The following is a 12633-nucleotide window of genomic DNA, read 5'->3' on the forward strand; positions in this document are numbered from 1 at the left end:
GCGCCCGCGCAGTACCCTCAAGCCATGAGCCTGCCGAACGAACTGGTGTGGGGGAGTGTGCTCCCGACGCTGCTCGGCGTGGCCGTGCTCGTGGCCGTCACCCTCGCCGTGCTCTGGTTCGCCCGGGTGCCGCACCGCTGGGCTCCGGCGGCCGCCGTCGCCCGCGGGGCGCTGCAACTCGCCCTCATCAGCGTGGTGCTCAGCGGCATCATCTCGAACCTGCTCTGGGTGGGCTGCGCCCTGCTCGTCATGTACGGGGTCGCTGCTGCCACGGCCACACGCAGGATCGGTTGGTCGGCCCGCCACGCCGCCGTGGTGTTCGGGGCGATGGCGGTCGGCATCCTGGTGACGCTCGCCGTCATCTTCTCGACCGGCGCCATCGAGTTCTCGGCCCGTTACCTGCTGGCCATCGGCGGCATCGTCATCGGCAACACGATGAGCATCGCCACCCTCACCGGGCGTCGCTTCGTTGAGGGTGTGATCGCCCGCTGGGACGAGGTGGAGGGCTGGCTGGCGCTGGGCGCTACGCCCCGCCAGGCGACCCGCGACCTCACCCGGCAGTCGGTGTACGGCGCGTTGATCCCGTCGATCGACCAGACCCGCACGACCGGTCTCGTCACCCTGCCCGGCGCCTTCGTCGGCGCCATCTTCGGCGGGGTGTCGCCCGTGCAGGCCGGCCTGTTCCAGATCGTGGTGCTCGCGGCGGTCATGGCCGCAGGGTCGATTACCGCGGTGCTGCTCTCGCAGGCGCTCGCCCCCGTCAGCACCAAGCCGGTGGCCTTGGCCTGAGAGGCCCGGCGCTAGGCTGTGCCCATGACTGATCAGATCGCGGTGGCCGTCGCCCAGTTCGCGCCGGGAGCCGACACCGCGGCGAATCTGGCCGAGATCGAGCGGATGACGCGGCTTGCCGCCTCCCGCGGGGCCACGCTCGTCGTCTTCCCCGAGTACTCCAGCTACTTCACGCCGACCATGGGCCCCGACTGGCTGGCCGCGGCGGAGACGCTGGACGGGCCGTTCGTGCGCGCGCTCGCCGCACTGGCCAGCGACACCGGTTGTCACATCGTCGCCGGCCTGGTGGAGCGCGCCGAGCGCGTCGACCGGGTGCGCAACACGGTGGTCGCGCTGGCGCCGGGCACCGGCCTCGCCGCCCTGTACCGCAAGATGCACCTTTACGACGCCTTCGGCATGCGCGAATCCGACTGGGTGGAGGCGGGCGAGATAGCCGAGCCGCAGCTGTTCGAGCTGGGCGGGGTGCGCGTCGGCCTGCAGACCTGTTACGACATCCGTTTTCCCGAGGTCACCCGTCGGCTGGTCGACGCCGGTGCCGAGCTGGTGCTGGTGCCGGCCGAGTGGGTGCGCGGCCCGCTCAAGGAGGCGCACTGGCGCACCCTGTGCACGGCGCGCGCGCTCGAGAACACCGTCTACCTGGCCGCGGCCGACCACGCGCCGCCCGTCGGCGTTGGCAACAGCTTCATCATCGACCCGATGGGGGTCGAGCTGGCGACGATCGGCGAGAGCACGGATGTCGCCGTCGCCTGGATCTCGCGGGAACGCCTGGCCGCCGTGCGCCAACTGAACCCGGCGCTCGCGCTGCGCCGGTTCACGGTCAGCGCGAAGTGAGCCGGCGGCTCAGCGCGCGCTGAGCCCGGCCAGCTGCGCCGCAGCGCGCTCCAGCAACTCGAACTTCTTGCAGTAGGCGAAGCGCAGCACCGAGGAGTACTGTGGGCGGCGCTCTGGGTGCACGAACGCCGTGATCGGCACGGCGACGACCCCGGCGAGCTCGGGCAGCCGTCGGGCGAGCTCGGCGCCGTCGTCGAAACCGAGCGGGGCGGCATCCGCCACCACGAAATAGCCGCCAGCCGGGCGCGAGACGGCGAACCCGGCCGCGAGCAACCCGGCAGAGAGCACGTCGCGCTTGGCGGAGAGCGTCTCTGCAATGCCGGTGAAGAAGGAGTCGGGCAGGCCGAGCCCGACCGCGACCGCCGGCTGGAACGGTGCGCCATTCACATAGGTCAGGAACTGCTTGACGGCCAGGATCGCCGTGATATGGGCAGCGCCCGCCGTGACCCAGCCAATCTTCCACCCGGTGGTGTTGAACGTCTTGCCGGCCGAGCTGATGCTGATCGTGCGCTCCCGTGCGCCGGGCAACGCCGCGATCGGCAGGTGCTGTCCCTCGAAGGTGAGGTGCTCGTAGACCTCGTCGGTCACGATTAGTACGTCGTGTTTGTGGGCCAGTTCGACGATCAGCTCAAGGGTGGCGCGCGGCAGCACGGCGCCGGTCGGGTTGTGCGGCGTGTTCACCAGGATGATCCGGGTGCGGTCGTTCACGGCGGCGCGCAGTTGGTCGAGGTCGGGTTGGAAATCAGGGGAGAGCAGCGGCACCGTGGTGTGCACACCGCCGGCCAGTGCGATCGTCGCGCCGTAGGAGTCGTAGAACGGCTCGAAGGTGAGCACCTCGTCGCCGGGCTGCACGAAGGCCAGGATGGTGGCCGCGATGGCCTCCGTGGCGCCCGCCGTGACGAGCACCTCGCGCTCCGGGTCGAGCTGGATGCCGTAGAAGCGGGCCTGGTGGGCTGCGATCGCCTCGAGCAGCACGACCTGCCCGCGCCCCGGCGGGTACTGGTTCACGCCGTCGCTGATCGCCTGCCGCGCGGCCTCGAGCACCTCGGCCGGGCCGTCCTCGTCCGGGAACCCCTGGCCCAGGTTGATCGCACCCGTGCGCTGGGCGAGAGCACTCATCTCGGCGAAGATCGTGGCGGCAACGGTGCCGTCGGCGGCCAGGAGGCCCGCACCTGCTGCGGTGCGCTGCCAGGGGGCGAGTGCTCTCATCGAAATCCCGTCTGCTTGGTGCTGCTGTCTACTCGGTGCGTGCTACCCGCTGGCGCCTACTGCGCTGACTGGTATCCCATCAGAGTACGCTGGCGGGAGGCACGATCAGGCGGGTCCAGCGATCGCAGGCCGCTCGGACAAGGCTCAACTGATCCCAAGGTAGCTCTCAGCTTTCCCATAAACATTGCACAGCCACCGGGTAGATGCTTGAGCTTGCTTGGAAGGAGCAACCAATGACCGACAACACCAACCCGGACTCTGCCCTGCCGGTGCCCGAGGAGAACACTCCCGCTGCGGCGCCTGTGGAGCCGGCCGTCCCCGCCGCAGCCGAGGCTGCCGCGGCACCCGCCACCGACCCGACCCCGGCCGTGCCCGAGGTTGCGCCGGCCGTGCCACAGGTTGCTCCCGCAGCCGCCGAGGCCGCTCCTGCAGCTCCCGCCACGCCGGTGGTCGCCCCGGCAGCCGCAGAGAGTGCCCCGCCGCCCGCCGCAGCGCCCGCAGCCCCGGCTCCCGCCGCAGCCCCGGCTCCCGCCGCAGCCCCGGCTGCTGCCGCTGCTCCCGCGTACGGCGCGGCACAGCCGAACGCCACCGTCTACGCGCCGGACACGCCGCCGCAGCCCTACGCTGGCCAGCACACTGGCCAGCCTGCCTACGCGCAGCACCCCGGCCAGCCGGCCAGCTACCCCCAGCAGGGTGGCTACCCCCAGCAGAACGGCCAGCAGCAGAACGGCCAGCAGCAGACGCAGCCGACCGTTCCACTGCCCGGCGCCGCCTTCGGCATCGGTGGACCGGCCGGCCCCGGCGGCCCCACTGGCCCCGGTCAGCAGGGCGCAGCAGCGCCCGCCCCGAAGCGCACCGGAGTCGGCATGCTCGCCGCCGCCCTCGTGATCGGCGCCCTCGTCGGCGGTGGATCCGCCGCCGGTGTGATGGCGATCGCCAACAGCCAGGACCAGGGCCGCGCGAGCTCGACAGCCGCAGCCCCGCAGAACGTGGTCGTCAACAACACCAAGTCGGTCACCGAGATCACCGCCGTCGCCGCCAAGGCGACACCGAGCGTTGTCACGATCTCCGTCACCGGCCAGAACGGTGCGGGAACCGGTTCGGGCGTCGTGCTCAGCGCCGACGGCTACGTGCTCACCAACACGCACGTGGTCACACTGGACGGCGAGACCTCCGACCCGAAGATCCAGGTCACCATGAGCGACGGATCGCTCTACGAGGCGAGCATCGTCGGCACCGACCCGATCTCCGACCTCGCCGTCATCCAGCTGAAGGGCGCCAGCGGCCTCACCCCGCTGACGTTCGCCGACTCGAGCAAGCTCAACGTTGGTGACACCGCCATCGCGATCGGCGCCCCGCTCGGGCTCTCCGGCACCGTCACCAACGGCATCGTGAGCGCGCTGAACCGCAGCATCACGGTGGCATCCTCTGCTGTGCCGTCCACGCCCCAGCAGGACAACACGACCCCCACCCCGAACGACCAGTTCCCGTTCAACTTCGACATCCCCGGCCAGGGCGGCCAGTCGCAGCAGGCGCCGTCGACCTCCACCGGAACGATCTCACTCGCTGTCGTCCAGACGGATGCCGCCATCAACCCCGGCAACTCGGGCGGCGCACTGCTGAACGACAAGGGCGAGCTGATCGGTATCAACGTGGCGATCGCCACGGCGGGCAGCTCGAGCGGCGGATCCGGCAGCATCGGCGTCGGTTTCGCCATCCCGGCGAACCTGGCCGAGCGCATCTCCAGTGAGCTGATCAAGGACGGCCAGGCCACCCACGGCCTGCTCGGCGCGACGGTCTCAGCGGCCGCCGGCGTGCAGGGCAGCACCACGGTCGGTGCGTACGTCGCCGACGTCACCGCCGGCGGCCCGGCCGCCACGGCCGGTCTGCAGAAGGGCGATGTGATCACCCGCTTCAACGGTGTGCCGATCACCGACGCCAACGACTTGACCGCGCAGGTGCGCACCGTGGCGGGCGGCGGCGACGCCACCCTCACCTACGTGCGCGACGGAAAGAGCTACGACGTCGACGTCACGCTCGGCACGCTGGGGAGCTGACCCGGCGGCTGACCCGGGGAGTTCACCCGGGCAGCCACCCTCGCTCCTTTCACGCAGCGCCGCCCGGCCACATGGCCGGGCGGCGCTGTTCGCGTTGCGGGTGCCTGATAAGCTCGCAAGTCCAGTTTCAACGAGTGGGTGAGATGAACGACACGGTGTCGGGTGACGCAGTCGCAGAGCTTCCAGGTGTTTCCTATGTGATGCCGGTGCTCAATGAAGTGACCCACGTGCGGGCCGCAGTCGACAGCCTGCTGAACCAGGATTATGCCGGCCCCTTCGAGGTCGCCCTCGCCCTGGGGCCGAGTATCGACGGCACGACAGAGCTGGTCGAGGACATGGCGCGGGTCGACCCGCGCATCCGCGTTGTGCCGAACGAGGTCGGCTCGACCCCCTCGGGCCTGAACGTCGCCATCCGCGCCTCCAAGTACCCGATCATCATCCGCGTCGACGCGCACTCCGTGCTGCCGCCGGACTATGCCCGCATCGCCGTCGAGACGCTGCTGCGCACCGGGGCCGCCAACGTCGGCGGCATCATGGACGCCCAGGGCAGAGCCCGTTCCAGCGCGCCGTCGCCCGGGCCTACGGCTCCCGCGTCGGCCTCGGCGGTTCCTCCTTCCACGTCGGCGGCGAGGAGGGCCCGGCAGAGACCGTCTACCTCGGCTGCTTCCGGCGCGAGGCGATCGAGGCCGTCGGGCTCTTCGACGAGGGCATCAAGCGCGGCCAGGACTGGGAGCTCAACCGGCGCCTGCGCAAGGCCGGCGGCGTCGTCTGGTTCACGCCGAAGCTCACCGTGACCTACCGGCCGAGGCCGAGCGTCAAGCGCCTGGTCAAGCAGATGCTCTCGACCGGGATGTGGCGCGGCGAGCTGGCCCGCCGGTTCCCCGACAGCAACGGCATCCGCTATTTCATCCCCCGGTGATGGTGCTCGGCGTCACGATCGGGATCCTGCTCGGCGTCGGCGGCCTCATCCAGGCCCTCGCGGGCGCCTGGCCGTGGCTGTTGTTCGGCCTCGCCGCCCCGCTGTCTACGCGCTGTTCGTGCTTCTGGCGGCGATCGGCAACCTGCATGTGCTCGGATTACGCAGCACGCTCTGGTTTCTCCTAGTGTTGCCGTGCATCCACTTTTCGTGGGGCATTGGATTCGTGCTGGGCTATCTCAAGCTCACGAGCAACATCACGGCACACAACGGAAGGTGACCATGGCGCAGGCAACACCCAATCAGGGGCGCCCCTCATCGATCGCAGAGCTGCGGGCCGTGGCTCAGCCGCCCGAGGTGCGCTCGCGTCGTAACGCCGAGCACTGGACGGCATCCCTCTACCTGCGCGACCTCTCGCCGTACCTGACCTGGATGCTGCTGAAGACGCGCATCTCGGCGAACGGTGTCACCGGTCTGATGATCCTGGTCGGCTGGTCGACGGCCGCCGCGCTGCTGATCCCCGGCATCTGGGGCGCGGCCCTCGCACTGCTGCTCGGCCAGCTGCAGATGCTCGTCGACTGCTCCGACGGTGAGGTCGCCCGCTGGCGCCGCACCTCCTCGCCGGCAGGCGTGTTCCTGGACAAGGTGGGCCATTACTCGACCGAGGCGCTGATCCCGCTCGCCCTCGGCATCCGTGCCGCCGCCTACCCGTTCGAGACCCCGGAGGACTTCCTCTGGACCACTCTTGCCGGCCTGCTCGCGCTGTTCATCGTTCTGAACAAGGCGCTCAACGACATGGTGCACGTCGCCCGTGCCAACGCCGGCCTGGCCAAGCTCGCCGACACACACGGCGAATCGGCGCCCACCGGCGGTCTCGTCGCCACGCTGCGCAAGGTCGCCCGCTTCGTGCCGTTCCACCGGCTCTACCACTCGGTGGAACTCACCATGCTGATCTTCGCGGCGGCGCTCATCGGGCTCTTCACCGGCCAGCCGATCACCGACCGGGTGCTGCTGATCGCCCTCGTGCCGCTCTCGCTGCTCGCTCTGTTCGGGCACTTCCTCGCGATCATGGCCTCCAAGCGTGTCCGTTCCTAACCGTTCGCTGGGGGAGCCCGTCGAAACCCCGCGGGTCGGCGTGGTCGTGCTCACCCAGGGCACACGGCCGGACGACCTCGACCGGGGCCTCCGTAGCATCCTGAACCAGCAGGGCGTCGTGCTCGACGTCGTCTGCGTCGGCAACGGCTGGCAACCGGTCGGCCTGCCCGAAGGCGTCAAGACGCTCGGCCTGCCAGAGAACCTCGGCATCCCCGCCGGCCGCAACCGTGGCGTCGCGCAGGTGAGCGGCGAGTACATCTTCTTCCTCGACGACGACGCCAGCATCCCGGATGCCGGCTTCCTCCGTGCGGCGATCGGCCAGTTGCAGGCTGACCCCGGAATCGGCCTGCTGCAGCCGCAGGTCGTCGACCCGAGCGGCACCACCTCACCCCGGCGCTGGATCCCGCGCATCCGCAAAGGCGAACCAGATCACTCCAGCAACGTGTTCTCGGTCTGGGAGGGCGCGGTGCTGCTGCCGCGCGCCGTCTTCGACGCGACCGGCGGCTGGGCCGAGCCGTTCTTCTATGCGCACGAGGGCATCGAACTGGCGTGGCGGGTCTGGAACACGGGCAAGCGCGCCTGGTACGCCGGCGACCTCATCGCCAACCACCCCGTCATCCAGCCCACCCGGCATAGCTACTACTACCGGCTGAACGCGCGCAACCGGGTCTGGCTGGCCAGGCGCAACCTGCCCGCCGTGCTGGTGCCGCTCTACGTCGGAAGCTGGACGGCCATTCAGCTGCTGCGTTGGTGGCGGCATCCGAAGGCCCTGAAGGCCTGGTTCGGCGGCTGGCGCGAGGGTTGGCGGGCCGATCCGGGGGAGCGCACACCGATGTCGTGGCGCACCGTGTGGCGCATGACACTGGCCGGGCGGCCACCGATCGTCTAACGATTCGGTGTATGACGCCCGTTCTGGGGTATTGAGTCCGCGGCGCTCTGTACGCTTGAGCACGTGGGTATTCGGAAAGACATGCGCAACGCCATCAAGCTCGTCAGGGGCGTTATGGCGTCCCGCAAAGCACAGGGCCAGCTGCTCGAGAAGCTAGCGGCGCAGGCCCCGCTGAAGCCGGGCAAGTACAAGGTGGGTGTGTACTTCGCCGACGGCAAGGTCAACATGTACCAGATGCGGCAGTGGTACAAGCCGCTCGCGAAACTCGCCGAGACCTGGCCGGTTCTGGTGCTCAGCCGGGCGTCCGGCGCCGCCATCACCATGCTCGACGAGGCCCCGGTGCCCGTCGCCTATGTGCGCAAGGTCGTCGACCTGGAGCGGGTGATTCACGAGCAGGACCTGCGCGTGATCTTCTACGTCAACCAGAACGCCAAGAACTTCCAGATGATGCGCTACGGGCGCCGCTGGCACGTTTTCATCAACCACGGTGAGAGCGACAAGATGTACATGACCACGAACCAGTTCAAGGCCTACGACTACTCGCTGATCGCGGGGGATGCCGCCAGGGCCCGCCTCGGCAAGGTGCTCTGGGACTACGACTTCGACAAGCGCGCCCTGCCGATCGGCCGCCCGCAGGCCGACCATTACGTCGACGACGCTGCGCTGCCCGCTGTGTTCGCCCAGAAGGAGGGGCCGGATGCCCGCGAGGTCGTGCTCTACGCGCCCACTTGGGAGGGGACCGGGGAGCCGCCGCCTACGGCTCCATCGCCACCCACGGCGTCGCCCTGATCGCCGGCCTGTTGGCCAGCCCCCGGCACCGCGTGATCTACCGGCCGCACCCGCGCTCTGGCGTGCTCGAGCCGTCATACGCGGCAGCGAACCGCGAGATCGTGCGCATGATCGCTGCGGCGAACGCGGCCGACCCGAGTGCGCAGCACGTCTACGACACCGGGCCCCAGCTGGGGTGGCAGTTGGTCGTGGCCGATGTGGCCATCGTCGACATCTCGGCGATGGTCTACGACCGGCTCGCCGCGGGTAAGCCGCTGCTGATCACCCGCCCGGTGAACCCGGCCGCCGAGATCGACACGAGCGGCTACCTCTCCGACTGCGAGTGGCTGAGCGCCGCGGATGCCGGCAACATCGTCTCCATCGTCGACGAGCTCACTCACGGAGATGCAGCCCAGGCGCGGCTGCGCCGCTGGGTCAGCTACTACTTCGGCGACACCAGCCCCGGTGCCGCGACCAAGCGCTTCCACGACAGCATCGGCCACCTGATGGGGGAGTGGGACAAGCACGCGGCCCTGCACGCCAGCGATGCAGTGTTCGACGACCACGACGTGCGCGGCGAGCTCGAGGACTCCGACGAGATCGAGGCGTAAGCCGTCGAGCGGGGGCTCTGCACGGTCGCAGGCCGTCGGACTGTGCGCGCGGCCCCGGTCGATCCGCCGCCGACGCGGTGGCTGGCAGGCCGGCGGGCCGTAGCCGGTCAGCGGATGCGGGCCCGGAATCTGCCCGATTCGGCCACTTTCTGCGGCGTGTCGCGGCTCGTCTCCGCGGACCGGCTACGCGCCGGGGGCCTCGGGCGCGGCATCCGCGCCGCCACGGGGCAGGGCCTTGCGGATGACGCCGCCCACCGCCCCGCTGACCCCGCCGAACGCGCCACCGACGGCGCCGCTCACAGCGCCACCGACGCGGGCGCCGCCGCGCACGACGGACGTGCCGAGACCGGCGACCCGGTTCGCGCCCGCACGCAGCGTCACGGTGCGCTCCACCGGCTCCAGCTCGAACGGCAGCGTCGGGGGCGCCGCGCCGAAGCCGAGCCGGGCGTTGTGCAGCACGCGCTTGCCGAGCATGTTGTTGCCGATGCCGCCGATGGCGGCACCGATGCCGAAGGGCAGTGCCTTGCCCACCACGCTGGCGCCGCCGCGCACCGCGAACTGGCGGATGAACGCCGTCTTCATGCGGTCCAGCAGCGGACCCATCAGGGTGGCGGGAATGGCGCTGGTCACCATCTCGCCCCAGTACATGTTGCGGGTGAACGTGCCGCCCGTGAACTGCCCGGCGAGGTTGCGCACCAGGTCGCTGCCCTCGCGACCGAGCATGAGCGTCATGACGAGCGCGCGGGCGCGGTCCGGGTCGTTGACGGCGATGCCGTGCACCTCGGCCACCGACTGGGCGAACAACGCGGTCGCCTCCAGGAACCCGGCCGTCTCCACGCCGGAGAGCGCCAGCGTGACGCCGGTGCCGATCGCAGGGATCACCGCCGTCGCGCCGACGGCTGCACCGCCGGTGGTGACGGCGGCCAGGTAGCGCAACTCCAGGATGCGCACGAGCTGGTCGGGGGTGGCATCCGGATACCTGCGCCGGATGGAGCGGATGTGCGCCACCACGATGGGCCGCTGCACGGCCAGCGCCCGGTCGATTCCGCGCACCAGGCCGTGCGGCAGCTCGCCACCGCGGGGCGTGCCCCCGGTGGGCGAGATGATCGGTTTCACTTTTCTGGCCACGAGCCGATCCTAGATGCTGCCACCCCCGCCGGCCTGAGCCAATGCCGAGAGCGCCGGGCGCAGCACCGGGTCGGCGGTAGCCTGAGGGCATGGCCACTCTCATCACCGAAGACGACATCGACAACTTGGAACTCCGCGACTTCGACGAGGTGGCGGGCAGCGTCACCGGTGGGGTGGCCGAGCACCTCGAGAAGGCCGCCATCTTCGAGGAGTGGGCGACGGATGCCGACGCCTACACGCTCGACGAGGGGCTGACCCCGGCGCAGCTGCTGGTCGTAGCCGCTGAGCACCTGCAGATGGGCCGCGACTACGAGGAGGGGTTCCGGGTTGCCCGTGCTGCTGCCGCGCACCCGTCCGCGCAGCCGTTCGAGGCGCACCCGACGTTGATCTCGCTACACCTGGAGCTGGACCAGCGCGATGAGGCGCTGGCGTTGGCCGACGAGGTGCGCACCGGCGGGGCATCCGAGCTCGGCATCTACGAGATGATCGCCTCCAGCTTCGAGCTGGCCGACGAACTGGCGCTGGCCGAGCGCTGGTACGCGATCGCTCTGCGTGCGCTCGACAAGGTGAACCTGGAGAGCCCGGCCGACCGGCTCTCGCTGCTCTCCGGCCGCTACCGGGTGCGCAGGGACGCAGGCAAGCCGCAGGACGTGCTGGACGCCGAGACCGAGCAGCTGCGCGCCGCGCAGGGCATGGACCCGCTCGACTCCTGAGCAGGCGCGGCTCACCGCGGGTAGGTCAGGCTGCGCCGTAGTCGGCGTTGTAGCGGGCCAGCACCTCGGCGATCGGGGCGTCGAGCACGAGAGCCCCCTTGTCGAGGTAGAGGCCGCGCGTGCAGAAGCGGCGCAGGTCGCGCTCGTTGTGCGAGACGAAGAAGAGAGTGCGGCCGCCGGCCAGCAGCTCCTCGATGCGCTTGTAGCATTTCTCGCGGAACGCCTTGTCGCCGACGGCGAGCACCTCGTCGACGAGGATGATCGGCTCCTCAAGCCGGGAGATCACGGCGAAGGCGATGCGCACCTTCATGCCGCTGGACAGGTGCTTGTATGGCGTGTCGAGGAAGTCGCCGATCTCGGCGAAGTCGATGATCTCGTCGAAGCGGGCGTCGATCATGGCCTTAGTCATGCCGTGCAGGCCGGCCGTCAGGTAGACGTTGTCGCGCACCGAGAGATCGTCGACGAAGCCGCCGGTGATCTCGATCAGCGGGGCGACGCCCTTCTTCACGTCGACGGTGCCCTCGTCCGGCAGGATCACGCCGGCGACGAGCTTCAGCAGCGTCGACTTGCCCTGGCCGTTGCGCCCGACGACGCCGATCGATTCGCCGGCGTGCACGTCGATGCTCACATTGCGCAGCGCCCAGAACTCACCGGGCCGGCTGCGCCTCTTTGCGCCAGCGAAGAGGTCTTTGAAGTTGCGCCGTCCGCGACGATTGCGACGAAAGCGGATGCCGGCATCCTGCACCGTCATCACCACCTCGGTTGTGGTGGGCATCAGATCTCCTTCAGCACGGCGCGCTCGAGGCGCCGGAAGACGAGCACGCCGAGCCCGAGCAGCGCGAGCGACACAGCCGCAGACACGGCGACGGCGAACCAGTCGAGCTCGTCGGGGAAGAACCCGGACCGGTAGATCCCGAAGATTCCGGTGAGCGGGTTGAACGCGGCCCAGAAGTGCAGGTTCTCTGGCAGGTCGGAGGTGCCGTAGATGATCGGCGAGGCATAGAACAGGAAGCGCAGCACCAGCTTGGTGGCCCGCTCCAGGTCGCGGAAGAACACGACGAGCGGCGCGACGATCAGGCCGATACCGACGGTCAGAACCGTCTGGATGATGATCGCCAGCGGGAAGAGCAGGATGTTGATGTTGACGGTGGCGCCGGCGACGATGGCGAACAGCGCGAGCACCGGAATGGACGCCAGAAACTCGATGCCCTTGGAGAGCACGAGCCGGTTGACCCAGATGGTGCGCGGGATCTTCGTCGAACGGATCAGCTTCGCCTCGCGCAGGAACGCGCGGGTCGAGTCGGAGACCGTGCCGTTGAACCACATCCACGGCAGCAATGCCGTGAGCAGGAACACGATGTACGGATCGCTGCCGACGGGGCGCTGGAACACCTGGGTGAAGACGAACCAGTAGATCCCCGACATGATGAGCGGGTCGAGGATCGACCAGACGTAGCCGAGCGCCGACGTCGAGTAGCGCACCCGCAGATCGCGGCGCGTGAGCAGCCAGAGCGCATGACGGTACCGTGCAAACGGCGACCAGACCGGGCGCTCCTCAGCGATTGAACTCACAGGCACTATCGTATGGGCGCGCGACGCACTGGTCGTGCACTACGACCCCGCGAAC

Annotated in this window: 14 protein-coding genes; 10 read left to right on the forward strand and 4 right to left on the reverse strand. The window is 69.7% G+C overall.

What is annotated here, in order from left to right:
• Positions 1-24 precede the first annotated feature (24 nt).
• Positions 25-789 (forward strand): ABC transporter permease, encoded by a 765-nt coding sequence (locus AWU67_RS03145; RefSeq protein WP_067226655.1) that lies wholly within the window; start codon positions 25-27, stop codon positions 787-789.
• 24 nt (positions 790-813) lie between these two features.
• Positions 814-1620 carry a carbon-nitrogen hydrolase family protein gene (locus AWU67_RS03150; RefSeq protein ID WP_067226658.1) on the forward strand — a complete coding sequence of 269 codons (807 nt, stop codon included), beginning with the start codon at positions 814-816 and terminating at the stop codon, positions 1618-1620.
• A gap of 9 nt (positions 1621-1629) precedes the next feature.
• Here the strand turns inward: AWU67_RS03150 and AWU67_RS03155 are convergent, their stop codons facing one another.
• On the reverse strand, positions 1630-2829 hold the full coding sequence (locus AWU67_RS03155; protein ID WP_067226661.1) for an aminotransferase class I/II-fold pyridoxal phosphate-dependent enzyme: 1200 nt from the start codon (positions 2827-2829) through the stop codon (positions 1630-1632).
• 233 nt (positions 2830-3062) lie between these two features.
• Here AWU67_RS03155 and AWU67_RS03160 point away from each other — a divergent pair, with 233 nt between their 5' ends.
• The 7 genes from AWU67_RS03160 (at position 3063) to AWU67_RS17920 (ending at position 9165) form a co-directional block, all read left to right on the forward strand.
• Positions 3063-4886, forward strand: a complete 1824-nt coding sequence (locus tag AWU67_RS03160; RefSeq protein ID WP_082716736.1) for a S1C family serine protease — start codon at positions 3063-3065, stop codon at positions 4884-4886.
• A gap of 143 nt (positions 4887-5029) precedes the next feature.
• Positions 5030-5680: a glycosyltransferase gene (locus tag AWU67_RS17645; protein WP_234407338.1), complete on the forward strand. Its 651-nt coding sequence runs from the start codon at positions 5030-5032 to the stop codon at positions 5678-5680.
• Positions 5677-5805, forward strand: a complete 129-nt coding sequence (locus AWU67_RS17820) for a hypothetical protein (RefSeq protein WP_257720957.1) — start codon at positions 5677-5679, stop codon at positions 5803-5805. Before AWU67_RS17645 ends, AWU67_RS17820 begins: the two co-directional genes overlap by 4 nt.
• 279 nt (positions 5806-6084) lie before the next feature.
• Positions 6085-6897 carry a CDP-alcohol phosphatidyltransferase family protein gene (locus AWU67_RS03170; protein WP_067226664.1) on the forward strand — a complete coding sequence of 271 codons (813 nt, stop codon included), beginning with the start codon at positions 6085-6087 and terminating at the stop codon, positions 6895-6897.
• Positions 6884-7786, forward strand: a complete 903-nt coding sequence (locus AWU67_RS03175) for a glycosyltransferase family 2 protein (protein ID WP_082716737.1) — start codon at positions 6884-6886, stop codon at positions 7784-7786. Before AWU67_RS03170 ends, AWU67_RS03175 begins: the two co-directional genes overlap by 14 nt.
• A 63-nt stretch (positions 7787-7849) precedes the next feature.
• Entirely contained in the window at positions 7850-8575 is a 726-nt protein-coding gene (locus AWU67_RS17915) for a hypothetical protein (RefSeq protein WP_335339024.1), read from the forward strand.
• Positions 8515-9165 carry a hypothetical protein gene (locus AWU67_RS17920; protein WP_335339025.1) on the forward strand — a complete coding sequence of 217 codons (651 nt, stop codon included), beginning with the start codon at positions 8515-8517 and terminating at the stop codon, positions 9163-9165. The genes AWU67_RS17915 and AWU67_RS17920 overlap by 61 nt, the downstream gene beginning before the upstream one ends.
• 183 nt (positions 9166-9348) lie before the next feature.
• On the opposite strand, the gene AWU67_RS03185 is transcribed toward AWU67_RS17920, so the two are convergent.
• Positions 9349-10293 carry a hypothetical protein gene (locus AWU67_RS03185; protein WP_199922337.1) on the reverse strand — a complete coding sequence of 315 codons (945 nt, stop codon included), beginning with the start codon at positions 10291-10293 and terminating at the stop codon, positions 9349-9351.
• Positions 10294-10382: 89 nt separating this feature from the next.
• Here AWU67_RS03185 and AWU67_RS03190 point away from each other — a divergent pair, with 89 nt between their 5' ends.
• Positions 10383-11006: a hypothetical protein gene (locus AWU67_RS03190; protein WP_067226671.1), complete on the forward strand. Its 624-nt coding sequence runs from the start codon at positions 10383-10385 to the stop codon at positions 11004-11006.
• 25 nt (positions 11007-11031) lie between these two features.
• Here AWU67_RS03190 and AWU67_RS03195 read toward each other — a convergent pair whose 3' ends face one another.
• Together AWU67_RS03195 and AWU67_RS03200 are read right to left on the reverse strand one after the other, a co-directional pair.
• Positions 11032-11781: an ABC transporter ATP-binding protein gene (locus AWU67_RS03195; RefSeq protein WP_067226674.1), complete on the reverse strand. Its 750-nt coding sequence runs from the start codon at positions 11779-11781 to the stop codon at positions 11032-11034.
• Positions 11781-12578: an ABC transporter permease gene (locus AWU67_RS03200; RefSeq protein ID WP_067226677.1), complete on the reverse strand. Its 798-nt coding sequence runs from the start codon at positions 12576-12578 to the stop codon at positions 11781-11783. Before AWU67_RS03200 ends, AWU67_RS03195 begins: the two co-directional genes overlap by 1 nt.
• Positions 12579-12633 lie beyond the last annotated feature (55 nt).

The sequence above is a fragment of the Microterricola viridarii genome (assembly GCF_001542775.1).
Classification (GTDB): Bacteria; Actinomycetota; Actinomycetes; order Actinomycetales; family Microbacteriaceae; genus Microterricola; species Microterricola viridarii_A.